Below are 23,242 nucleotides of genomic sequence, written 5' to 3'. Positions count from 1 at the left end.
TCCCGCCGGCGATGCCGGTCGCATGTTTCGCAGATGCGGATTGAGTGTTCATTTCGCCTGGCCGCGGGCAGCGCGCACGAGCACGCCGTTGTCGGTGGAGGCGTCCGGCCGGAGGCAACGCTCGTAGACGGCCGATGTCGCGGCGCCCAGCGCCTGCTGACTATGGTGCTGGCTCACGTGTTGCATGGCCGCCTGTGCGAGCCGCGAGCGCAGTAGCGGGTCGGCCATGCGCGACATCGCGACAGCCAGCGCCTTGGCATCGTCGGGGCGGAACAGCAGGCCCGTGCGCTCATCGTCGATCAGCTCGACATTGCCGCCCACGGCCGAAGCGATCACCGGACAGCCAGCGGCCATGCTTTCCAGCAGCGCGTTCGAGAGCCCTTCGAAATGGGAGGGCAACACCAGGAAATCGGCGGCCTGCATCAGTCCGGTCGCATCCGAGCGCTCGCCGAAGAAGCACAGGTCCGCTTCCACGCGGTGGTCCGCCGCAAGATCCTCGGTGGCGACCCTCAGCGGCCCATCGCCGGCAAGCGCGATCCACGGGCGCTCGCTCGGCCGCATCGTCGCCAGCGCCCGGACCAGGCAAGGCAGGTTCTTGGCCGATACCAGCCGTCCGACGAACAAGCCGAACTGGCGCCCCTCCGGTACGCCGAGCGAGCGCCGGAGCGCTGCGCGTTCCTCGAGGGAGATGGCCGCCGGAATGCCGACGCCGTTGGCGATGGTTACGAACATCGCCTCGCGCGCGCCGGTACGCCGGGCGGTAGCGCGGGCGCCCGCGCTCGAGTTCGCTATGACGGCGGCGCTTTGGCCAACGATGAGGCGCTTGAGCCACCAGAACCAGGCCGGTCTGTCGAGCGCAAAGCTGCGCTCGGACGCGACGAGCGCCGGCCGCCGGCGCGACAGCAGGCGCGCGAGGACCGTCGACCATTCGGCGGTCAACGAGAAGGCGTGAACGATGGCGTAGTCGCGATCCCGCAACAGGCGCGCGTAGGCGCGCAGGAACGCAAGGTCGATCCGGCGGCGCTTCGGCAGGTAGTGCACCGGAACGCCATCGCGCCGGATCGCGTCGGCCAGGAAGGAGTCGCAACGGAAGAACGCCAGCTCGGGCTCCCATCGCTGGCGATCCAGGCCCATGAGCAAATGCTGGACCTGGCGTTGGCTACCGCCTACTTCCATGCCGTCGATCACCACCAGGAGCCGGTCACGCCGCATGGTTGATGGCCCCCGTCATCAGGCCATGCAGCTTGACGGCTTCCTTGCGGGCATCGAACTCTATTTCTATACGCTGCCGTGCCGCGACCGACAGCCGCCTGCGCAGCGCAGCGTCGTCCAGCAAGCGCTGGAGCGCCTGCGCGAGCGATGCGGCGTCGCGCTCGGCCGCCAGAAGTCCATGCACGTCGTTGCCGATCAGTTCCGGCACACCGGAAACAGGGCAGCTGACGACAGGGCAGCCCGCGGCCATCGCTTCCATCAGGGCCACCGGGATGCCGTCGCGGCTGCCATTGGCGGCGATCTGGCAAGGAAGGGCGAATACCGTGGCCTGTTCCAGCGCCGTGCGCACGTATTCCTGCGGTTGGGCTCCGGCCAACTCCACGTGTTGCCGCAGTTCGTGGCGATCGATCAGGCCCAGCAGTTCCTGGCGTGCCGGGCCCTCGCCGACCAGGGTGCATTGGAAGGGCGTGCCGTTGTCGCGCAGAATCGCCAAGGCTTCGATCAGCGTGTGGAATCCCTTTTCGGGAGACAGGCGGCCGACCCCGAGTATCCTGTTTCCGGAGGGATCTTCCGTGCGCAGGGGAATCTGCCGCAGGTCGACGCCGCAATGCACGACCTTCAGTTTGTGCGGCGCCAGCGCGGATATGTTGCGATCGAGCCAACCGACGTTGTGGCGCGAAATCGTGACCGCCAGAGCGGCATCGGCGATCTTGCGCGGCAGCAGCTGATGGTTCCTGAACACATCGTGGGCGTGGCAGGTGAAGCCGAATGGACGTTGCATGGCGCGCGCCAGTACCCAGGCTGCCGTGGTCGGATACGTCGACCAATGCGCGTGTATGAATTGCGGATCGAATGCCTGGAGCCAGGGAATCTGGCTCAGGCTTCGGACCAGGGTCGCCAGCGATTTCGCCATGACGGCCGGAGTGCGCCAAGTGTCCGCGACGACTATGGCGACGCCGCTGCCGATGCGGACGGGATGTACGAACAGGGCGCGCAGGGTATTCCACAAGGTCGGCAGCAGACCCAGCGGCTGGCGAACGCGATCCAGCAGCGCTGCGGCGTCCGCCTGGACCATGGTTTCTTCGGAGCGCTTCAGGGAAAGAATTCGTACGTCGACCCCTACCTCGATCAGGGTACGGATCTCGCGAACGATGAATGTCTCCGACCAGCTGGGAAACTGCGAGACCACGTACACGACCCGGCGCAATGGCTGGGGCGAAGTCGCCGCGAACTCGGCGCAGGCCGTGTCCTGCGGCATCGCGGCCGGAGCGCCTTCGGAGTTGGTGAACTCATGGATTGCCCGCGACTGCATTGTCGTTTGCCCGACCGCTGTTCAGTAAAAAACAACGTTGCGTGGCGCCACCGACGGCCAGTGGCCGCGCGGCGGTCGGCGGCCGGCAGGAAGGGCGCTTTCGCTCAGCGCTGGGGAGTCCAGGTCACGATGCGTTCGCCGCGCAGGAACCGGAACAGGCTGACGGCGGAGGCCAGGTTGGTCAGCAGGAAGTAGTATGGCTTCGTGAGAAAACGCGACTTCCCCGACAGGCGCAGCGTGGTGAATCCAAGCAGGCCCGAAAACAGCAACGCGAGTTGCAGCGCCAACAGCCATACGTAGCGTCCCTGCAACGCGAGCGCCAGGTTGGCCAGCAGTGCCAGCATCCAGAACACCGGCGACAAATAGCGGAGCAGCTTGTGCGACCAGAGCTGCCAGGCGAACGCGCCGAATCTGAACGGGTTGAGAAAGCGTTTCTGGCTCGCCAGCGCCGACAGGCTGCGCATGCCGACGCGCACGCGCATGGCCAGTTCCCGATCGGGGTGGTCCAGGGTCTGTTCGTAACACATCGCATCGGGTTCGAGTACGGTACGCAGACCCTGCTCGCGGACCACCATCGCGACGACGAAGTCGCTGATCAGTTCCGGGGCGATCTCGCGGTAGGCGCTGCGACGGACCGCGTACAGGCAGCCGGAAACGCCGATGAGCGAGCCGAGATCGCTTTCCGCCATCCGCAGCATGATTTCGTAGTTCCAATAGGACGTCCCGCCCTGGCCGGTCGCATCGTCCTGCTGCGCGACATAGCTGAGGCGGCCGGCGACGCAGCCCACCGACGGGTCGTGGAAATTGCGGGTTATCGCCCGCAGGGCATGCGTTTCGATCCGGGTCGTGGCGTCGGTGAAGAGCAGGATGTCCCCGGATGCGGCGGCCGCGGCCGCGTTCTGGCAGGCCGTCTTGCCCTGGCGCCCTTCGATGCGGAGCAGACGTACATTGCGGGCGTCGAGGCCGCGCACGACGCGGTCGGTTCCGTCGCTGGAGGCATCCGAAGCGACGATGACGTCGATCTGCTGCCGTGGATAATCCAGGGCCAGTACGTTCCGGACCTTCTGCGCGATGTCCTTCTCTTCGTTGTACGCCGTGATGATCACGGTGACCGACGGAGTGATGGCTTGCTTGCGCGGCGCGCGCGGGCGGATGCGTGCGAGGGCGATCGCCAGGACCGGATAACCCGCGTAGACGTAAGCCAACAGGCAGACCGAACCCCAGAACAGAACTTCGAGCATGGCTCTGGGTCCTCCGTCAGCGCTGCCACCAGAGCGTCAGGAACACGGCGTTTTCCGTGTATTCCGGATCGGGAATATTGGACTTTCGCTCGTTCCGGATCGCTTCTGCGCGCCAGCCCCAGTGCTGCGTCATCTGATAGCTGATGCCCAGGCTGTACACGCGATCGCGGTCTTCTTCGTCTCGGGCCAGGAACTCGCGGTTGCGCAGCGAACCGGTGAGGAACACGGTGACCAGGGGGCGCGGCCGATAGTCGACCTGGAAGAACGCGCCGCGCTCGGTGCGGTCCGCATCGGTGCGGTCTATGTAGCGCAACTCCCTGTACAGCGGACGCACCCGGAAGCCGAAGCGCTCGCCCCTGTAGCGGTAGTCGAGTTCGACGTCGCGCTGCCGGTACACGCCCGACGACACCAGCGAGGAGGACGAGTCCACCAGGTCCGGAACCAGGCTTTCATCGGGGTCGCGCAGCCGCACCACTAGATCCTGGACCTGGTCGGCGAACTGATGGCGGGCGCGGAAACGAACGCGGCTGCGCGTATTCGGTTCCCACTGCACCGTCGCCCGGGCGATCGTCGTCGTGGGATCTTGGCCGACGTCGCGGTTCAGACGCGAATGGCCCAGGTCCAATTCATACTGGATCTTGCGCAGCCTGCCTTCATAGCGGACGAAGCCGTCGTTTCGCGTGTAGTCGACGGCCGTCGTGGCGTCGTCGAACTCGGCTTTCGTGGATACCACGTTGAGCGAAGCTTTCGAGGTGGGGCTCAGGTCGCGTTGCAGGGAGGCGGCCGCGCTACGGCGCTTGCCGTCGAAGTCGGGCGCCACTTCTGCATGCGTGCGGACCCCTCTGAGGTCCAGTTGGAAGCGGGTCGCATCGCCAAGTCGCGCGAAGAAGCTGGGGCCGCCGAGGAAGACGTTCACCCGTTGCAGGTTGCCCGGGTACCGTCCGCCGCGGAAATTGATCGGCTCCTCGCTCAGATAGTCCTCGGCTACGAGGTTCAGCCGCTGCGGCAGCAGCGACCAGTTGAGCTGTCCCGCGAACTCGCTCCGGCTCTCGTCGTCGAACCGGCTGCCGAAATAGTGGCGACGCTCGAGTTCGCCGCGTGCCTGCAACTCGACCGATGCGCCTTCTTCCTTGAAGTTGAACTTGACGCGGGGGACCAGGACCGTTTCCTTCGCCTGGTTGTCTTCGCTCTGGTTGATGTTGTCGCTGTGCAGCGTTTCCAACTCGAAGCGGTAGTCGAGCTTTCCAGCGTGGGCGCTGCCTGCCAGTGCCGCCGCGGCAAGGATCGCCACGTGCAGCTTTGTCCGACGCGCGCGCGTCCGGGGGAGGGGAGGGCACGCCGAGCGGCGGTCAGGCGCTCTCATTGAAAATCACGCCGGCGAACTTAGCGGGATCGAAATTGGCGGCGGCTGCGGCGATTTCCGAAGGGGTGTTGCGGCCGTATCCCGCAACCAGGACCACCACGTCCGCCAGGTCCGACAGGATGCGCGCATCGGGCGCGCCGAGCGTCGGCGGGCTGTCCAGGACGATGTAACGGTCGGAATAACTGCTGCGCAGCGAATCGAGCAGAAGACGCATGCGGAACGAGGAGAAGTACTCGGTCTCCATTTCGCTGTAGGCCGACCGTCCTGCCGGGATCAGCTTGAGGCGCGGGATGACGGTGCTGTAGATCATATCTTCCACGTCCGCATCCGGGTCTTCCAGATAGTTGATCAGGCTGCCGCGTGAGTCGTTGACCTTCATCACGGAATGCTGAACGGGATGAAGCAGGTTGCAGTCGATCAGCAGCGCGCTCCTTTCCTGGTCGAGGGTGATCGTGAGCGCGAGATTGCGGGCCACGAAGCTGCCCCCGCAGCCCGGCCCGACCGGCGCGACCAGGGTGATGAAGTTGTCCGTCGCGGTCGCCAGCAGGCGAGTGCGCAGTTCCCGGAAGGCGTTGACCAGTTGCCGGTTGGCACCGTCGGCGAAGGGAATGATCGAGCGTTCGACCAGTTGCTCTGGCGTCAGGGTCGTTCCCCCGTCGCGGCGCGCGACGCTTTTGTTCCCATGCTTGATATCAGTCATCTTGGCCGAGGCATCTGCTGCGTGGCGATTGAAATCGTTCATAGGACATCCGCCATTTTCAGGACGAACACGAGACCGTAGATAAGGGGCACGACTGCGAACAGGATCGTTCCGAGCTTCATCCGCTTGGCGTGCAGTTCGGTCTGGTCGTGCGTCAGGTGCAGCGGGATGACCGCGAGTACCGGCAGGCCCGCATCGCGTTCGATCTGCAGCGGCGAGCGCACGCGCGGGTCGTGCTTGACCAGCATCGACAGCATCACCAGCGGGATGACGACCGCCAGCAGCAGGCCGGCCACGGCGAAATGCATCAGGCGCAAGCCCGTGGCCTGCAGCGGGATCGAGGCGGGCTCGAGGATCTGGAAGCCCAGGCTGCGGCCGTCCGCGTCCAGGCTCATCGAAACGCGCGCGTTTTCGCGGCGCTTGAGCAGATCGTCGAACATTTCCTTGTTGACGTCATGCACACGGGTCAAGGCGGTGACGGTGCCCTCGTCGCTGATGATCTTGCGGCTGCGTTGGAGTTCCTCGCGAAGCAGCGCCTGCGCCGTGGCCAGGCGCGACGCCGAGGCCGCGCCCTGTCGGCGGACCTCCGCCAGCTGCGTGCGCAGCTGCTGGTAGACCGGATTCATCGACGCGGTCTCGCCGGGCAGCACCGCTATTCCGCTGGATCTCGCCCCCGGATTGTTGCGCAGCTCGCGAATCTGATTGCGGACCCGGACGACGTCCGGATGCTGGGCCGTATAGGTCAGCATCAGACGATCCTGCTCCGCCTGCAGCGTTGCGAGCTGGACATTGGTCTGCGTGGAACGCGAGATGGTATTGAGCTGGCTTTCGCGCGAGAGCTGGCTCATCACCTGACGCTCCTGCGCACCGACGTCGGCCAGATCCATGCTGGCGTTGTCGGCCGCCCGGCGCAGCTCGGCGATGCGGGCGGAAACGTCGGTATCGACGCCCGGCATCGCATCCGGGTTCGAGCTGCGGTATTCGCGCAGCTTCCGGTCGGCGTCGGAGAACGCGCGCTGGTAATTGTCCACCTGCGCATCGATGAACTGATACGCGGAACGGCTGGCGCGCGCCCTGGAGTCCAGCACCTGCTCGATCAGCGCCTCCGAGAACCGCTTGGTCACGGCATAGGCGCGCTTCGGGTCGGAATCCGAATAGGTGATCTTAACCAGGCTGAGCTTCGGGTCCGACGAGCGCGTCTGAGCGCGATCGGTGACCGCGATGTCCGTGCTGTTGATGATGGAATTGATCAGCTCCTGCTTCCGCAGCGGGCTGGGGTGCCCTTCCAGCCATCCACCGGCCTTCAGCACATCTTCCATGACGCGACGCCCGAACAGCACTTCGCGCGAAATGACCGCGCGGGCGACCTCGTTGGGCGCATTGGTGCGCCCCTCCATGAGCGGTGCGATCGGGGTGTTGTCCTGGACCAGTACCATCGCCGACGACTTGTACGTGGACGGGTTGAACAGTCCCCAGGCCAGGAAGAGCAGCGCGATCACCGCGAAAATGGTGGCGAGCGGCAGCAGATAGCGCCGGAATTCCCTGCGGGCGAGCGACAGCATGGTCAGCGCCGGCAGGCGCTCGGCCGACGGACCTGGCAACAGCGGTTGCCCATACGGGTTGTTCACAAGACGCGCTCCGGCACTGTGATCACGTCGCCAGGGGCGACCTTGTAGTTGGTGCTGAGATCACCGGCATTGAGGATGTTGTCGAGCTGGACGCCGTAGGCCTGCGCGCCGTCGCCGTTCCTGCGGTGCAGGCTGGAGCGGTCGGCTGCGGCGAACTCGGTGACGCCGCCGGCCGCAAGGACCGCATCCAGCACGGTCATGCCCTGGCGGTAGGGAATCGACACCGGCGTACGCACCGCGCCGGTGACCCGCACGCGCGACAGGTATTCGTGGCTGCGCAGTTCGGTGATGATCACCGTCACCTGCGGCTCGATCACGTAGGTCGCGAGCTTGCCCTGCAGTTCTTTGGCGACGGCATCGGGTGTCCGGCCGCCGGCCATGACGTCGCCGACCAGCGGAACCGAGATCTTGCCGTCCGGACGGACCGGGGCGGTGATGCCGAGTTCGGGATTTCGCCACACCGAAACCTGGACGATGTCGTCGACGCCGATCTGGTACTCGTCCACGACCGGGGCGGCGGCCGGTGGGGCGCCCGAGGTGAGGTTCCCCGAACTGACGCAACCGGCTAGCAGTAGGGGCAGACCCAAAGCCCGAAGGGAGGCTGCAAGGCGCATGGCGATTCTCCGATTGACCCCTCTTGAACAACGCCGAGCACCGTTGCGCCCGGCCAAAATCCAGCGGTGGCAGGAGCCCGTTCCTTCAGGCCCCGTAGTAATCGCGGTACCAGTCGACGAACCGCGCGACCCCGACTTCCACCGGAGTCGACGGCGAGTACCCCACGTCCCGGCGCAGCGCCTCGACGTCGGCGCAGGTGTCGGGCACGTCGCCCGGCTGCATGGGCAGCAGGCGTCGTTCAGATTTGCGGCCCAGGCAGACCTCGAGCACCTCGATGTAGCGCAACAGTTCGACGGGCCGGTGGTTGCCGATGTTGTAGAGCCGGTAGGGCGCGCTGGAGCTGGCGGGCGAGGGCGCCGCCGACGGCTCGTCCAGGTCGGGGGCCGGGATCCGGTCCAGCGTGCGGACGATGCCCTCGACGATGTCGTCGATGTAGGTGAAGTCGCGGCGGTGATGGCCGTGATTGAAGATGTCGATCGGCTCGCCGGCGAGGATCTTGCGCGTGAAGAGGAACAGCGCCATGTCCGGCCGTCCCCAGGGGCCGTAGACGGTGAAGAAGCGCAGCCCCGTCGTCGGCAGGCCGAACAGGTGGCTGTAGGTGTGCGCCATCAGCTCGTTGGCCTTCTTGGTCGCGGCGTACATGCTCAGCGGATGGTCGACGTTGTCGTCGACCGAGAACGGTAGCTTGCGATTGGCGCCGTATACCGAACTGGACGAGGCGTACACCAGGTGTTCGACGGTGCGATGGCGACAGGCTTCCAGGATGTTCAGAAATCCGACGACATTGCTGTCGACGTAAGCGCGGGGGTTTTCCAGCGAGTAGCGCACGCCGGCCTGCGCCGCCAGGTTCACGACCCGTTGCGGTCCGAATGAGGCGAAGGCGGCGTCCACCGCCGCGCGGTCTTCGAGCGAGCCGAGCACGAAGCGGAAATTCGCCTGCGGCAGCAGGCGTGCCAGGCGCGCCTGTTTCAGGGTCGGGTCGTAATACGCGTTGAGGTCGTCGAAGCCCAGGACTTCGTCGCCTCGTGCAAGCAGCACCTCGCTCAGCTTTGCGCCGATGAAGCCTGCCGCGCCCGTGACCAGGATGCGCATGGCCGTCACAGGCAACCGTCGACGCTGGCGCGCGGCAAGGCGCGCTTGACGTCGAAGAGCACGGCCCCGGGGACGCCCAGGCTGCGGATCCGCTCCGCGCCCATGGCGACGAACTCCCTATGCGCCACCGCCAGCACGATCGCGTCGTAGCGGCCGGGCTCGGGTTCGGCGACCAGGTTCACGCCGTACTCCTCGTGTGCGTGTCCGGCGTCGACCCAGGGATCGTGCACGTCGACCCGGGCGTTGTAGCAGCGCAGTTCGCGAACGATGTCGACCACCTTGGTGTTGCGCAGGTCCGGGCAGTTCTCCTTGAAGGCCAGGCCCAGAACCAGCACCCGTGCCTGGGTCATGTCCTGGTTGCGCTGGCGCATCAGCTTCACCACCCGGCGCGCCACATGGCTGCCCATGCCGTCGTTGATGCGGCGTCCGGCCAGGATCATGTCCGGGTGGTAGCCGATCTGCTGCGCCTTGTGGGTGAGGTAATAGGGATCCACGCCGATGCAGTGGCCGCCGACCAGGCCGGGCCGGAACGGCAGGAAATTCCACTTGGTGCCGGCGGCTTCGAGCACCTCGTGGGTGTCGATGTCGAGGCGATGGAAGAGCAGGGCCAGTTCGTTGATCAGGGCGATGTTGACGTCGCGCTGGATGTTCTCGATGACCTTCGCCGCTTCGGCCACGCGGATGCTGGAGGCCTTGTGGGTACCCGCCTTGATGATCCGCCCATACAGAGCGTCGACTAGCGCGGCCGCCTCCGGCGTCGAACCCGAGGTGACCTTCATGATGGTTTCCAGGCGGTGCTGCGGGTCGCCCGGGTTGATGCGCTCCGGGCTGTAGCCGGCATAGAAGTCCTGGTTGAACGCCAGCTTCGATTCGCGTTCCACGATCGGGACGCAGATCTCCTCCGTCGCGCCGGGATAGACCGTCGACTCGTAGATCACGATGCCGCCGCGGCCGATCGCCCGGCCCACCGTCCGACTGGCCGACTCCAGCGGGCGCAGGTCGGGGCGCTTGTACTCGTCGATAGGCGTGGGCACGGTCACGATGAACACGTTGCAGCCGGCCAGCGACGACGGATCGCTGCTGAACGACAGCAGCGCGGCCTCACGCAGCTCTTCCGCCGTGATCTCGCGGGTGTGGTCGCGGTGGGCTTTGAGCTCGGCCACGCGCGCGGCGTCGATGTCGAATCCGACGGTCGGAAAGCGCTTTCCGAAGGCCACGGCGAGCGGCAGGCCTACATAGCCCAAGCCCAGAACCGCGATACGGGCCTCGTCCAGCGAGGCTAACGGGGCATAGCTTGTCAAGCAGACCTCCCCTGGTGGTCGACTTCCGAGCCCGTGGTGCGGCCTCCGGTCTAGTGGTTAACGCCAGTCGAGCGCCATCGCGGACACGGTGCGACCGGCGGAGGGCGAGAGGGGGCGGCGCGGGCAGGCGGCCGCAAGACTGGACGCTCGGACCTCCATCCCGCGTTGTTCCGGAAATAGGGGCAGCAGTGGCGAACCCAGATGGCCGGCCAGAAAACGAGGTGCGTCCTGGTATGCGGTGGCGCCGGCTACATCGGCAGCCATGCCTGCGTTGCGCTGGCGGAGCGGGGGCATCGCGTCGTCATCGCCGACAATTTCTCCAACAGTTCGCCGCGTGTCCTGTTGCGCCTGCAGCGCATCATGGGCGCACCGGTGGAGTGCGAGCGCCTGGACTTCCGCAGCAAATCGGCCGTGACCCGATTGTTCAAGCGTCACCGGTTCGATGCCGTGATTCACTTCGCCGCGCTCAAGGCCGTCGGCGAATCGTTCGTCCGGCCATTGGCGTACTTCGAAAACAATATCTCCGGCACGATCAACCTGCTGATGGCGATGCAGGAAGCGGGCGTGGCGCGGTTGGTGTTCAGCTCGTCGGCTACCGTCTACGGCGATCCGCAGAGCGTTCCGATCGACGAGCAGGCCCGGCTGGACGTGACTAACCCCTACGGCCGCACCAAGCTGGTGATGGAGCAGCTGATCAACGATCTGTGCCACGCGGATACCTCCTTCCGCGCCGCCAATCTGCGCTACTTCAACCCCGTGGGTGCGCATCCATCCGGTCTGATCGGCGAAGATCCGTCGGGCATTCCCAACAATCTGATGCCTTACATCTGTCAGGTCGCCGCGGGACGGCGCAGCAAGCTGAGCATCTTCGGCGACGACTACCCGACCCCCGACGGCACCGGAATCCGCGACTACATACACGTCATGGACCTGGCGCAGGCGCATGTGGTCGCGCTGGATTACATCATGTGCGGCGACGGCAACCTGACCGTCAACCTGGGCACCGGTCGCGGGATCAGCGTGCTGGAGTTGGTGAATGCCTTCGAACAGGCATCCGGCTGCAGCATCCCCTACGAAATCGTGGGGCGCCGGCGGGGCGATGTCGCCCAGGTCTATGCGGATCCGTCGCTCGCGCATCGTCTGCTCGGATGGCGGACGCGGCTGGACCTGCACGCCATGTGCCGCGACGCATGGCGGTGGCAGTCGATCAATCCCGATGGCTATCAACGGCCGCTGGGAAAGCTCAAGTCGTTGCCACTGGACGTCCAAAGAAGCGAAGGCTCCGGCCGTTCGGAGTGACGATGCGACGGCGCGCTCGCGCTGTCCGATTCCCGGTGCACGTTCAGGCCAGCGAGGCGCCGGCCTGCGCACCGCCACGGGCCCGCCCGTCGCGGCGGTGAGGTTGGCCGCCGGCGATCGGCTGATACCGATGCCGAAGGTCAGGGGCTCCCCGCTCTCGAACACAGGGGCAGTGCGACCTCTTCTATAGCAGCGGCATCCACTTGACGCCGGATCCTTTCCACGGCCGAGGCGTGCAACCAGGGCGCTCAATCGCCGCCCGTCCGGGTCACGACGAGACGAACGGTCGTGCGATTGCTGCTGCGCCGCATGACGCACGCGACGGGCGTGCTAGCTTCGGCTATCTTTTTTGTGCGCAGCGTCAATTATCCTGACCGTCGTCCCGGTCGGCACACGTTGACGCTGGTGGTTTGCACGGGGGCGCGTCTAGGGGGCGCGCCGGCGCGGTTCGCGTCGCGGTCTGCAGGTCGTCAATTCGCAGGGCCAGGTCTCCGCCGGCAGATGCCGGCGGTATAACAATGTCAGGGGAGGTCGCGATGAGTGCTCGCAAGTCGGCTAGCCAGGGAACAAGGAAGCATGGGCGTCTCGCTTTTGCGGTGGCGGCAGCGTTGGCGGCGATCACCGCCGCACCGTTGCACGCGCAGCAGGCGTCGCCGGATGCAACCGCTAAGGACGAGGAGGAAGCGACCACGCTCGCCGGTCTGACCGTGACCGCGCAGAAGCGCGAGGAAGCCCTGCAGGACGTGCCGATCGCGATCACCGCCTTGCCCCAGCAATTGCTGCAGGACACCGGCGTACGCGATGTCAAGGATCTGCAGGTGCTGGTGCCCGGCCTGACCGTCACCAGTACCCAGAGCGAAGCCCAGACCACCGCGCGCATCCGCGGCATCGGCACGGTCGGCGACAACGCCGGTCTGGAATCGTCGGTGGGCGTGGTGATCGACGGCGTGTACCGGCCACGCAACGGCGTCGGCTTCGGCGACCTGGGTGAGATCGAGCGCATCGAAGTGCTCAAGGGGCCGCAGGGCACGGTGTTCGGCAAGAACACCTCGGCCGGCGTGATCAACGTCATCAGCCGCCGCCCCGACTACAACACGTCGGTCGAGGGCGAGTTCACCGTCGGCAACTACGGCGCGCTCGGCCTGGCCGGTGCGTTCAATACGCCGATCGGCGACAACGCTGCGTTCCGCATCTACGGCGCCCAGCGCAAGCGCGACGGCTTCCTCGACGTACGCACCGGCGTCGGCCCGCGCCAGGACAAGGAAGACACCGACCAGAACTTCCACACCCTGCGCGCGCAGTTGCTGCTGGAGCCGACCGAAAACCTCGATATCAACCTGATCGGCGACTTCACCAGCCGCGAAGAGAACTGCTGCGCCGCCGTGACCACCAAGCGCGGCGCCACCGGTGCGATCATCGATGCGCTGTCGCCGGATTCCGGCGTGGCTCCGGTCGCCGACCCGTTCGCGCGCGTGGCCTACAGCAACCGCAGCACCGAGCAGGACATGAAGGACAAGGGCGTCTCGGCCGAGGTCAACTGGATCACGCCCTGGTTCAACAACGCCACTCTGACCTCGATCACCGCCAAGCGCGAGTGGCGCTCGATCAACGGCCTGGATTTCGACTTCACCAGCGCCGACCTGCTGTATCGCAACGCCGACGAAGACGAGTCGCTGACCGAGTTCAAGACCTTCAGCCAGGAGTTCCGCCTGACCGGTTCGACCGCCAAGGTCGACTGGATGTTCGGCCTGTTCTTCTCCGACGAGGACCTCAACCGCAACGAGACCTACCGTATCGGTGCAGCCTACGAGCCCTATCTGTCGACCGCGCTGCTGGCCCTGATCAACCCGGCGCTGGCGCAGTCGCCGACCGCGGCGACCTTCCTGTCGCAGACCACCGGGCGTCCGTTCGGCACCGCTTTCATCGGCTTCGGCGCCGACGACAAGTACCGCCAGAACGCCAAGAGCAAGGCCTTCTTCACCAACAACACCTGGCATGCGACCGATGCGCTCGACGTCACCATGGGCGTGCGCTACACCCAGGAGAACAAGGAACTGGATTCGCGCTACAGCAATCCCAACGGCAGCGCCGGCTGCGCTTCGTACTTCGGTCCCAACGGCCAGGTCAGCCCGGCCGCGCAGGGCCGCATCGCCGCGGCCTTGACCGGGCGCGGATTGCCGTTCGCCTCGCTGCCGCCGGCGCAGCAGGCCGCGATCATCAGCAACATCGTCGGCTTCAGCTGCCTGCCCTGGGCCAATCCGCTGCATAACGGCCGCGCGACCCATCAGGAGAGCGACGAGAAAGAATGGTCGGGCACGCTGAAAGTGGCGTACCGCTGGAACGAGCACGTCATGACCTACGTCTCCGGCGCGCGCGGCTACAAGGCCGGTGGTTTCAACCTCGACCGCGTGCAGTCGGCCAACGGCCTGTCCAGCGCGGGGCAGGGCATCCGGCCGGTCGACGACACCTCGTTCCCGGGCGAGTTCGTCAACAGCTTCGAGCTCGGCGCCAAGACCACCTGGGCCGACGGCAACCTGCTGCTCAACGCGACCCTGTTCCACCAGACCTATTCGGACTTCCAGCTCAACAGCTTCCTCGGCACCAGCTTCGTGGTGCGCTCGATCCCGGAAGTGATCTCCCAGGGCATCGACACCGAAGTGCTGTGGCAGCCGCAGAAGGGACTGATGGTCCAGGCCGGCCTGACCTACGCCGACACCCGCTACGGCGACGAGCGTCCCGGCGGCGACTTCATCGCGCCCGGCGGCACCGCGCCGGCCGGCGCGCTATACAAGCTGCCGGGCAGCCAGGTCAGCTTCGCGCCGTACTGGTCGGGCTCGGCCTCGATCACCTACGACTGGAACTTCGCCAGCGACCTGGTGGCGCGCTTCAACCTCGGCGCCAAGTACATGTCCGACTACAACACCGGCTCCGACCTGGATCCGGAGAAGGAGCAGGGCGCTTTCACCGTGGTCAATGCGCGCGTCGCCATCGGCCGTCGCGACCGCCGCTGGATGGTCGAGCTGTGGGGTCAGAACCTGTTCGACGAGGAGTACGCGCAGGTCGGTTTCGACGCGCCGCTGCAGAACGTGTCGCCGTTGCCGAACAACGCCTTCAACTCGTTCAACGCCTTCCTGGGCGCGCCGCGTACCTACGGCGTGACCTTCCGGGTGGCGTACTGAGGCCGTAGAACGCTGCGGCCGGCATCTTGCTGGCTGGGGCATCAGACACGACGCGCGGGCCGCAAGGTCCGCGCGTCGTCGTTTTCGGGATGGTGCGCCGCTTCGGGGTAGGAGCGACGCTTTGGGGTAGGAGCGACGTAAGTCGCGACTGCGCTGCCGCGCTGGCGCTCGCAGGTCGCGGCTGACGCCGCTCCTACCCCAAGGCAGAACGACGCNGCGCTGCCGCGCTGGCGCTCGCAGGTCGCGGCTGACGCCGCTCCTACCCCAAGGCAGAACGACGCTCATTGTGGGAGCGGCGTAAGCCGCGATCGCACGACTTCGACAACGCCGGAATCGCGACTCACCTGCTCCTGCGGACGGCGACGATTCGGCGCCCGAAGGCAAAACCTATCTGGAAGCCGCCCCCCTCGGGGCGAACCCGCTTTGGGGTAGGAGCGACGTAAGTCGCGACTGCGCTGCCGCGCTGGCGCTCGCAGGTCGCGGCTGACGCCGCTCCTACCCCAAGGCAGAACGACGCTCATTGTGGGAGCGGCGTAAGCCGCGATCGCACGACTTCGACAACGCCGGAATCGCGACTCACCTGCTCCTGCGGACGGCGACGATTCGGNCCCGCTTTGGGGTAGGAGCGACGTAAGTCGCGACTGCGCTGCCGCGCTGGCGCTCGCAGGTCGCGGCTGACGCCGCTCCTACCCCAAGGCAGAACGACGCTCATTGTGGGAGCGGCGTAAGCCGCGATCGCACCACTTCGGCAACGCCGGAATCGCGACTCACATGCTCCTGCGGACGGCGACGATTCGGCGCCCGAAGACAAAACCTATCTGGAAGCCGAACCCCTCGGGGCAAATCCGCTTTGGGGTAGGAGCGACGTAAGTCGCGACCGCGTCGCCGCACTGGCTCTAGCAGGTCGCGGCTGACGCCGCTCCTACCCCAAGGCAGAACGACGCTCACTGTGGGAGCGGCGTAAGCCGCGATCGCGGGCCCGGCTGCATCGCAGTTGCGGCTTACGCCGCTCCCACAGGAAGCGGCACCTGGCTTCGATCCGACGGTTCGGTCGGGCCGAACCTGGTCCGCCCGCCGTTCCACCGGCGTCACCCCAGCGTTGCCCGATCCCGCAAAGCGCAAGCGCGGCGGGCCGTTATAGTGCGCGCATGACCGACGTCTCCGATGCCGCCCTGCAACGCCTTGCCGAACAGGTCGGCGAGGCCGCCCGCAGCCACCACCACATGCTGGTCACCGCCGAAAGCTGCACCGGCGGCTGGATCGCCAAGACCCTGACCGACATCGCCGGCTCCTCCGGCTGGTTCGAATGCGGCATGGCCGCCTACAGCTACGAAGCCAAGCAGTCGCTGCTGAGCGTGCGCCCGCAGACCCTGGAGCAGTTCGGCGCCGTCAGCCGCGAGACCGTCATCGAAATGGTCTCCGGCGCCTTGGCCAACACCGGCGCCACCTTGGCGGTCGCGGTCACCGGCATCGCCGGTCCCGGCGGCGGCACCGAGGACAAGCCGGTCGGCACGGTCTGGATCGCCTGGAAACGCCGCGGCGGTTACCCCCAGGCCGAGGTCTTCCATTTCGCCGGCGACCGCGAGGCGGTGCGCCGGCAGACCGTCGCGGCGGCCTTGCAGGGCATGCTGGCGCTGGCGGTCTGAGCTTCGCAGTCGCGCAGGGACGCTCGCCCGCCCCGGCGCGGGGATTCAATCCAGCTCGAGCTTCCACACCTGTCCGACCAGGTCGTGGCCGAAACTGTGGTGGCGCTCCTCCTCGGTCAGTACGAAGCCGCAGCGCTCGTAGATGTGCCGCGCCGAACTCAGGATGTCGTTGGTCCACAACAGCATGCGCCGGTAGCCGGCCTCGCGCGCGAACGCCAGGCAGGCTTCGACCAGGCGCCGGCCCACGCCGAGGCCGCGCGCGCGCGGATCGACCAAGAGGCAACGCAGCTGCGCCGCGTCGGGATCGTCGGCGTTGCGGATCACGAACACGCAGCCGATGCGCTCGCCGTCGAGCTCGGCGATCCAGCAACGCTCGCGCCACGGATCGTGGCTGCTGGCGAAGCGCGCGAACAGGGTCGCGACCAGGGCCTCGAAATCCCCGTTCCAGCCGTATTCGTCGGCGTAGAGCCGGCCGTGGCGTTCGATCGCCCAGCCGATGTCGCCGATCCGGTGCCCACGCAGCACGACCCGCTGCGCTTCCGGCACGGTTTGCGGCGACAGCGCCAGCTCGGCCTCGCCGATCGCGCGCAACAGGCGCTCGCGTTGCAGCGGCGACAGCGCCGCGAGCATCGCCGCGGTGGCCTGGTGCGAGCTGCGGTCGAGCCCGCCGAAAGCCTCGCGGCCTTGCGCCGACAGGGTCAGCACGAAGCTGCGCGCGTCTTCCTCCGAGCGCGTCCTCTCGATCAGCCCGGCGTCGGCGAAGCCCTGCAGGATCCGGCTCAGATAGCCCGGATCCAATCCCAGCGCATCGCCGATCGCGCGCGCCGCGACCGGCTCGCGCTGCGCCAGTTCGAACAGCACCCGCGCCTGGGTCAGTGGGAACTTGCTGTCGAGCAGGTCTTCCTGCAGCACGCCGATGCGGCGGGTATAGAAGCGGTTGAAGGCGCGGACGGCATCGACTTCGGCGGTCGCGATATCGGCGGTCATGGCGGGCGCTCCAGCGGGCAGGGCACCAGCCTCGGATGGTTAGTTGACTAAGTCAAATAAAATCCGGGGAGACGGTGTTGCTGCGGCCGTTTGTTAGTGGTAATACTACTAACCATGGACCTGACCGATACCCAGCAAGCCATCCTCGAGTTGATCGCGGAACGGATCGAAGCCGAGGGACTGCCGCCGTCGCAGGCCGAGATCGCCAAGGCCTTCGGCTTCAAGGGCGTGCGCGCGGCCCAATACCACCTGGAGGCGCTCGAGGCCGCCGGGGCGATCGAACGCACCCCGGGACGCGCGCGCGGCATCCGCGTGCTGCAGCCGCCGCCGTCGCAGCAGGGCCGGCTGGCCTTACCCGCTGCCGCCAACGACGACGCCCTGCGCCTGCCGGTGCTGGGCCGGGTCGCGGCCGGCCTGCCGATCGGCTCCGGTGCCCAGATCGAGGCCGACGATTACGTGCTGCTCGACCGCAACATGTTCTTCCCGTCGCCGGACTACATGCTCAAGGTCAAGGGCGACTCGATGCGCGACGAAGGCATCTTCGACGGCGACCTGATCGGCGTACACCGTACCGGCGACGCGCGCTCGGGCCAGATCGTGGTCGCGCGCATCGACGACGAGATCACCGTCAAGCTGCTGAAGATCGGCAAGGACCGCATCCGCCTGCTGCCGCGCAACCCCGATTTCGCCCCGATCGAGGTCCAGCCCGATCAGGACTTCGCGATCGAAGGCCTGTACTGCGGCCTGGTCCGGCCGAACCGCTGAGCGCCGCGCAATGAACGACCGCCGCCGCCGCGCCGCCGCTTCCGACCGCCGCGCGGGGGAAAATCCGACAGCCCGGCCGGCGTTCTCCCGACTGCGCCGGCCCGGCCCGCCGGAATAAATTTTCATCGAAGGCGCGCCGGTCTCAGTCCGTGCGATCCGCGTCCTCTAGATTGCCTACCAACACGACACGACTTACTTAAGGACATCACGATGGACGAGAACAAGAAGCGCGCCCTTTCGGCGGCCCTGGGCCAGATCGAAAAGCAGTTCGGCAAAGGCTCGGTGATGCGCATGGGCGACCGCGCGGTCGAAGCCACGGAAGTCATCGGCACCGGTTCGCTGATGCTCGACATCGCCCTGGGTATCGGCGGCCTGCCCAAGGGCCGCGTGGTCGAGATCTACGGCCCGGAATCCTCGGGCAAGACCACCCTGACCCTGCAGGCCATCGCCGAATGCCAGAAGAACGGCGGCACTGCCGCCTTCATCGACGCCGAGCACGCCCTGGATCCGATCTATGCCGCCAAGCTCGGCGTCAAGGTCGACGATCTGCTGCTGTCGCAGCCCGACACCGGCGAGCAGGCGCTGGAAATCGCCGACATGCTGGTGCGTTCGGCCGCGGTCGACATCGTGGTGATCGACTCGGTCGCCGCCCTGACCCCCAAGGCCGAAATCGAAGGCGAGATGGGCGACCAGCTGCCGGGCCTGCAGGCCCGCCTGATGAGCCAGGCGCTGCGCAAGCTGACCGGCAACATCAAGCGCTCCGGGACCCTGGTGGTGTTCATCAACCAGCTGCGCATGAAGATCGGCGTGATGATGCCCGGCCAGAGCCCGGAAGTGACCACCGGCGGCAACGCGCTCAAGTTCTACGCCTCGGTGCGCCTGGACATCCGCCGCATCGGTGCGATCAAGAAGGGCGACGAGATCATCGGCAACCAGACCAAGATCAAGGTCGTCAAGAACAAGCTGGCCCCGCCGTTCAAGCAGATCGTCACCGAAATCCTCTACGGCGAAGGCATCTCGCGCGAAGGCGAACTGATCGACATGGGCGTGGAGGCCAAGCTGGTCGAGAAGTCGGGCGCCTGGTACAGCTGCGGCGACGAGCGTATCGGCCAGGGCAAGGAGAACGCTCGCCAGTACCTCAAGGAGAACCCCGAGGTCGCGACCCGTCTGGAGGCCGCGCTGCGCGAGAAGTTCGTGCCGACCGACGTCAAGCGCGACGAAGTCGACACGGAAGGCCTGGACGACTGAGGCCACGCGTCGGCGGTTGCCGTCGACGCAAGGCGCTAGCGAGGGCAGCCGGGCATGCGTGAGGCAAAGCCGCAGGGTTTGGAGCTGGATTCCGGCTCCATCGAAGCCGGCCGGACCGATGGCGGCCGCCCTGAGGGCGACCTTCCTGAGGGCGACCGTCCCAACGACGGCAGTCCCGAAGAAGCCAGCCCCCAAGACGCCAGCCCCGAAAACGGCCGTGGCGGACGCCGCCGCCGCGGCATGCGCGAACAAAGCGCCACCCAACGCGCACTGGGTCTGCTGACCCGGCGCGAGCACTCCAGGAAGGAGTTGCAGCGAAAACTCACCTCGCGCGGCATGGACGCCGCCGAGGTCGAGACCGCCGTCGAGACCTTGTCCGGTCTGGGCTGGCAGGACGATGCCCGTTTCGCCGAAAGCCTGGTCCGCAGCCGCGCCGGCAGCGGCTACGGCCCGATCCGGCTGCGTGCCGAACTCGCCACCCACGGCCTGGACTCCGAGGCCATCGCCCGGGCGCTGGACAGCTACCAAGGCGACTGGCTGGAGAACGCCCGCGACCTGGTCCGGCGTAGGTTCGCAGGGCTGTCCGGCGAGGCCGGAAGCGAGGATTTGGCCCTGCGCCGCAAGGCCGCCGACTTCCTGATACGCCGCGGTTTCGACGGCGAGCGGGTGCGAAAAGCGATTCGTTTCGATCCGGACGACTGAACGCAAGCCCAAATAGGCTGCGGACCCCGCGCAACCGGGCCCGGAGCCTGTTAGGCTACGCGGCTTTCGGGTTTTGGGTTGCCTGTTCCAGTCGACGCCCCCATCGTGAGGGCAGAGGCCCTGGACCGCTCAGTCCGGCCCGGTCCTATCGAGTTCGCGCGTCAGGCATGAAAACCACCAACGAAATCCGCAGCGATTTCCTCGAGTTCTTCCGCAGCAAGGGGCACACCATCGTGCCGTCGGCGCCTTTGGTGCCGGCCAACGATCCGACCCTGCTGTTCACCAACTCGGGCATGGTCCAGTTCAAGAACGTGTTTCTCGGCAGCGAGAAGCTCGGCTTCGTGCGCGCGGCCGACGTTCAGCGCTGCCTGCGCGCCGGCGGCAAGCACAACGACCTCGACCAGGTCGGCTACACCGCGCGCCACCATACTTTCTTCGAGATGCTCGGCAACTGGTCGTTCGGCGATTACTTCAAGGAAGACGCCATCGCCTGGGCCTGGGAGCTGCTGACCCGGGTCTGGAAGCTGCCGGCCGAGCGCCTGCTGGTCACGGTCTATCACACCGATGACGAGGCCTTCGACCTGTGGCACAAGAAGATCGGCGTGCCGGTCGAGCGCATCGTCCGCATCGGCGACAACAAGGGCGCGCCGTACGCCTCGGACAATTTCTGGCAGATGGCCGACACCGGCCCCTGCGGTCCCTGCACCGAGATCTTCTACGACCACGGCGAGCACATCGCCGGCGGCCCGCCGGGCTCGCCCGACGAGGACGGTGATCGCTACATCGAGATCTGGAACCTGGTGTTCATGCAGTTCGACCGTCAGCCCGACGGCAGCCTGATGCCGCTGCCGGCGCCCTGCGTCGATACCGGCATGGGCCTGGAGCGCCTGGCCGCGGTGCTGCAGCACGCTCACAGCAACTACGAGATCGACCTGTTCCGGCGCCTGATCCAGGCCGCGGCCGAGTTCACCTCGACCCCGGACCTCGACAACAAGTCGCTGCGGGTGATCGCCGACCACATCCGCGCCTGCTCGTTCCTGATCGTCGACGGCGTGCTGCCCTCCAACGAAGGTCGCGGCTACGTGCTGCGCCGGATCATCCGCCGCGCCCTGCGCCACGGCTGGATGCTGGGCCAGAAGCAGCCGTTCTTCCACCGTATGGTCGCCGCGCTGGTCGAGGTGATGGGCGAGGCCTATCCCGAGCTGGCCGCCAAGCGCGACCTGGTCGAGCGCGCCCTGCAGGCCGAAGAGGAGCGTTTCGCCGAAACGCTGGACTCGGGCATGCGCATTTTCGACGAAGTCGCCGCGCGCTCCCAGGACGCGATCCCGGGCGCCGACGCCTTCCGCCTGTACGACACCTACGGCTTCCCGGTCGACCTGACCGCCGACATCGCGCGCGAGCGCGGCCTGTCGGTGGACATGGCCGGCTTCGATGCCGCCATGGAAGAACAAAAGCGCCGCGCGCGCGAAGCCGGCAAGTTCGGCAACGCCACGACCATGCCGGCCGAACTGGCCGCGCAGCTCGCGCCGACCCAGTTCCTGGGTTATGAGCGCCTGACCGAGGGCGGCCTGGAAGTCGTGGCCCTGCTCAAGGACGGCCGCCCGGTCGAAAGCATCGAAGCCGGCGACGAGGCGGTGGTCATCCTCGACCGCACCCCGTTCTACGCCGAAAGCGGCGGCCAGGTCGGCGATGCCGGCGAACTGGACGAGGCCGGCACTCGTTTCGTGGTCCGCGATACCCAGAAGTTCGCCGGGCAGTTCCACGGCCATATCGGCACCCTCAGCGCCGGCGTCCTGCGCCGCGGCGACCGGGTGCTGGGCGCCGTCGACGCCCCGCGCCGCGCCGCCACGGTGCTCAACCATTCCGCCACCCACCTGCTGCACGCCGCGCTGCGCCAGGTGCTGGGCGACCACGTGGTGCAGAAGGGCTCGCTGGTTGCGCCCGACCGCCTGCGTTTCGACTTCGCCCACTTCCAGCCGCTGACCGATGCCGAGCTCGCGCAGATCGAGCGCCGGGTCAACGCCGAAGTGCGCGGCAACCACGAGGCCGAAGTCCATCAGATGGGCATGCAGGAAGCCCTGGATTTCGGCGCCCTGGCGCTGTTCGGCGAGAAGTACGGCGACCGCGTGCGCGTGCTGCGCATGGGCGAGACCTCGACCGAGCTGTGCGGCGGCACCCACGTCTCGCGCACCGGCGATATCGGTCTGTTCAAGATCCTCGCCGAGGGCGGCGTCTCGGCCGGCGTGCGCCGGATCGAGGCCGTGACCGGGCAGGGCGCTCTGGACCACGTCTCCGAGGAGGAGCAGCGCCTGGAAGAGGCCGCGCGCCTGCTCGGCGGCAACCCGTCGGACTTGTCCGACAAACTGCGGTCGCTGTTGGATCGGCAGAAGAAACTCGAGCGCGAACTCGAAGCCATCAAGGCGAAGGCGGCCTCCGGGGCGACCTCCGACCTGGCCGCCTCGGCGGCCGAAATCCAGGGGGTCAAGGTCATCGCGACCCGTCTGGAAGGCTTCGATGCCAAGGCCCTGCGCGAGGCGGTAGACCGTCTCAAGCAGCAGCTGGGCGACGCGGTGATCCTGCTGGCGGGTGCCAGTGAGGGGAAGGCGGCTTTGGTCGCCGGAGTGAATGGAAGCGCGACCGGCAAGGTCAAGGCGGGGGAACTGCTCGCCCACGTTGCCGGTCAGATCAACGGCAAGGGCGGCGGCCGCGCCGACATGGCGCAGGGCGGCGGAGACGACGGCCCGGCTTTGTCGCAGGCCCTGGCCGGTGTCGCAGGCTGGGTCGAGAGTAGGTTAATCTGAACGGCGAACAGTGACTTCTATCGCTTGCGGCCGATTTTGGCCGCTGGCTAATATGGTTCACGTTTGTGTACAAAACTGTAAGCGCTTTCCGTGACCTTTTTTTGCGGATCGTCGCCAACGCCGGCAAACGAATTGCCGGCACGAGGAGGTT

The 23,242-nt window shown here is 66.8% G+C and carries 17 protein-coding genes; 7 read left to right on the top strand and 10 right to left on the bottom strand.

The annotated features are described in order from the left end of the window. Positions 1-48: 48 nt before the first annotated feature. From ASE10_RS01605 to ASE10_RS01565, 9 genes are all read right to left on the bottom strand, one after another. Positions 49-1,212: a glycosyltransferase gene (locus ASE10_RS01605; RefSeq protein ID WP_055900012.1), complete on the bottom strand. Its 1,164-nt coding sequence runs from the start codon at positions 1,210-1,212 to the stop codon at positions 49-51. After that, positions 1,202-2,524, bottom strand: a complete 1,323-nt coding sequence (locus ASE10_RS01600; RefSeq protein WP_055900009.1) for a glycosyltransferase — start codon at positions 2,522-2,524, stop codon at positions 1,202-1,204. The genes ASE10_RS01605 and ASE10_RS01600 overlap by 11 nt, the downstream gene beginning before the upstream one ends. 104 nt (positions 2,525-2,628) lie before the next feature. Then, positions 2,629-3,765: a glycosyltransferase family 2 protein gene (locus ASE10_RS01595; protein ID WP_055900006.1), complete on the bottom strand. Its 1,137-nt coding sequence runs from the start codon at positions 3,763-3,765 to the stop codon at positions 2,629-2,631. A gap of 16 nt (positions 3,766-3,781) precedes the next feature. Beyond that, positions 3,782-5,056, bottom strand: coding sequence for a hypothetical protein (locus ASE10_RS01590; RefSeq protein WP_157480960.1), 1,275 nt, complete (start codon positions 5,054-5,056; stop codon positions 3,782-3,784). 58 nt (positions 5,057-5,114) lie between these two features. Further along, positions 5,115-5,870: a CpsD/CapB family tyrosine-protein kinase gene (locus ASE10_RS01585; RefSeq protein WP_055900000.1), complete on the bottom strand. Its 756-nt coding sequence runs from the start codon at positions 5,868-5,870 to the stop codon at positions 5,115-5,117. After that, positions 5,867-7,456 carry a hypothetical protein gene (locus ASE10_RS01580; protein ID WP_055899997.1) on the bottom strand — a complete coding sequence of 530 codons (1,590 nt, stop codon included), beginning with the start codon at positions 7,454-7,456 and terminating at the stop codon, positions 5,867-5,869. The genes ASE10_RS01585 and ASE10_RS01580 overlap by 4 nt, the downstream gene beginning before the upstream one ends. Beyond that, positions 7,453-7,962 carry an XrtA/PEP-CTERM system exopolysaccharide export protein gene (locus ASE10_RS01575; protein WP_235565762.1) on the bottom strand — a complete coding sequence of 170 codons (510 nt, stop codon included), beginning with the start codon at positions 7,960-7,962 and terminating at the stop codon, positions 7,453-7,455. Before ASE10_RS01575 ends, ASE10_RS01580 begins: the two co-directional genes overlap by 4 nt. 193 nt (positions 7,963-8,155) lie before the next feature. Continuing rightward, a complete protein-coding gene (locus ASE10_RS01570) occupies positions 8,156-9,163 on the bottom strand; it encodes an NAD-dependent epimerase (protein ID WP_055899991.1) in 1,008 nt (335 codons plus the stop codon). Between the two features lie 5 nt (positions 9,164-9,168). Further along, positions 9,169-10,437 carry a nucleotide sugar dehydrogenase gene (locus ASE10_RS01565; protein WP_200945812.1) on the bottom strand — a complete coding sequence of 423 codons (1,269 nt, stop codon included), beginning with the start codon at positions 10,435-10,437 and terminating at the stop codon, positions 9,169-9,171. Between the two features lie 228 nt (positions 10,438-10,665). On the opposite strand from ASE10_RS01565, the gene galE reads away from it, so the two are divergent. The 3 genes from galE to ASE10_RS01550 all read left to right on the top strand — a co-directional run bounded on the left by galE (position 10,666) and on the right by ASE10_RS01550 (position 16,588). Beyond that, on the top strand, positions 10,666-11,763 hold the full coding sequence (galE, locus tag ASE10_RS01560; RefSeq protein WP_056305605.1) for a UDP-glucose 4-epimerase GalE: 1,098 nt from the start codon (positions 10,666-10,668) through the stop codon (positions 11,761-11,763). A gap of 608 nt (positions 11,764-12,371) precedes the next feature. Further along, entirely contained in the window at positions 12,372-14,942 is a 2,571-nt protein-coding gene (locus ASE10_RS01555) for a TonB-dependent receptor (RefSeq protein WP_235567530.1), read from the top strand. Positions 14,943-16,090: 1,148 nt separating this feature from the next. Next, positions 16,091-16,588 carry a CinA family protein gene (locus ASE10_RS01550; RefSeq protein ID WP_055899979.1) on the top strand — a complete coding sequence of 166 codons (498 nt, stop codon included), beginning with the start codon at positions 16,091-16,093 and terminating at the stop codon, positions 16,586-16,588. A gap of 45 nt (positions 16,589-16,633) precedes the next feature. Here ASE10_RS01550 and ASE10_RS01545 read toward each other — a convergent pair whose 3' ends face one another. Then, positions 16,634-17,575 carry a helix-turn-helix domain-containing GNAT family N-acetyltransferase gene (locus tag ASE10_RS01545; RefSeq protein ID WP_055899976.1) on the bottom strand — a complete coding sequence of 314 codons (942 nt, stop codon included), beginning with the start codon at positions 17,573-17,575 and terminating at the stop codon, positions 16,634-16,636. A 114-nt stretch (positions 17,576-17,689) separates the two neighbouring features. Between ASE10_RS01545 and lexA the strand changes: the two genes are divergently transcribed. The 4 genes from lexA (at position 17,690) to alaS (ending at position 23,091) form a co-directional block, all read left to right on the top strand. Then, positions 17,690-18,340, top strand: a complete 651-nt coding sequence (gene lexA, locus ASE10_RS01540; RefSeq protein WP_055899973.1) for a transcriptional repressor LexA — start codon at positions 17,690-17,692, stop codon at positions 18,338-18,340. Positions 18,341-18,550: 210 nt separating this feature from the next. Further along, positions 18,551-19,588 carry a recombinase RecA gene (recA, locus tag ASE10_RS01535; protein WP_055899970.1) on the top strand — a complete coding sequence of 346 codons (1,038 nt, stop codon included), beginning with the start codon at positions 18,551-18,553 and terminating at the stop codon, positions 19,586-19,588. 240 nt (positions 19,589-19,828) lie between these two features. After that, positions 19,829-20,290: a recombination regulator RecX gene (gene recX / locus ASE10_RS01530; RefSeq protein ID WP_056305656.1), complete on the top strand. Its 462-nt coding sequence runs from the start codon at positions 19,829-19,831 to the stop codon at positions 20,288-20,290. A gap of 167 nt (positions 20,291-20,457) precedes the next feature. Continuing rightward, positions 20,458-23,091: an alanine--tRNA ligase gene (gene alaS, locus ASE10_RS01525; RefSeq protein WP_055899967.1), complete on the top strand. Its 2,634-nt coding sequence runs from the start codon at positions 20,458-20,460 to the stop codon at positions 23,089-23,091. The last annotated feature ends 151 nt before the right edge of the window (positions 23,092-23,242 follow it).

Source organism: Lysobacter sp. Root76, from assembly GCF_001428685.1.
Taxonomy (GTDB): domain Bacteria; phylum Pseudomonadota; class Gammaproteobacteria; order Xanthomonadales; family Xanthomonadaceae; genus Lysobacter.
The sequence above is the reverse complement of the archived record's forward strand: the minus strand, read 5'-3'. Positions and strand labels throughout refer to the sequence as shown.

Excerpts from the sequence above, each read along its gene's own strand:
- ASE10_RS01595 (WP_055900006.1), bottom strand. The coding sequence starts at position 3,765 with ATGCTCGAAGTTCTGTTCTGGGGTTCGGTCTGCCTGTTGGCTTACGTC.
- ASE10_RS01545 (WP_055899976.1), bottom strand. The coding sequence starts at position 17,575 with ATGACCGCCGATATCGCGACCGCCGAAGTCGATGCCGTCCGCGCCTTC.
- alaS (WP_055899967.1), top strand. The coding sequence starts at position 20,458 with ATGAAAACCACCAACGAAATCCGCAGCGATTTCCTCGAGTTCTTCCGC.
- ASE10_RS01570 (WP_055899991.1), bottom strand. The coding sequence starts at position 9,163 with ATGCGCATCCTGGTCACGGGCGCGGCAGGCTTCATCGGCGCAAAGCTG.
- ASE10_RS01585 (WP_055900000.1), bottom strand. The coding sequence starts at position 5,870 with ATGAACGATTTCAATCGCCACGCAGCAGATGCCTCGGCCAAGATGACT.
- recA (WP_055899970.1), top strand. The coding sequence starts at position 18,551 with ATGGACGAGAACAAGAAGCGCGCCCTTTCGGCGGCCCTGGGCCAGATC.
- lexA (WP_055899973.1), top strand. The coding sequence starts at position 17,690 with ATGGACCTGACCGATACCCAGCAAGCCATCCTCGAGTTGATCGCGGAA.
- ASE10_RS01600 (WP_055900009.1), bottom strand. The coding sequence starts at position 2,524 with ATGCAGTCGCGGGCAATCCATGAGTTCACCAACTCCGAAGGCGCTCCG.
- recX (WP_056305656.1), top strand. The coding sequence starts at position 19,829 with ATGCGCGAACAAAGCGCCACCCAACGCGCACTGGGTCTGCTGACCCGG.
- galE (WP_056305605.1), top strand. The coding sequence starts at position 10,666 with ATGGCCGGCCAGAAAACGAGGTGCGTCCTGGTATGCGGTGGCGCCGGC.
- ASE10_RS01550 (WP_055899979.1), top strand. The coding sequence starts at position 16,091 with ATGACCGACGTCTCCGATGCCGCCCTGCAACGCCTTGCCGAACAGGTC.
- ASE10_RS01605 (WP_055900012.1), bottom strand. The coding sequence starts at position 1,212 with ATGCGGCGTGACCGGCTCCTGGTGGTGATCGACGGCATGGAAGTAGGC.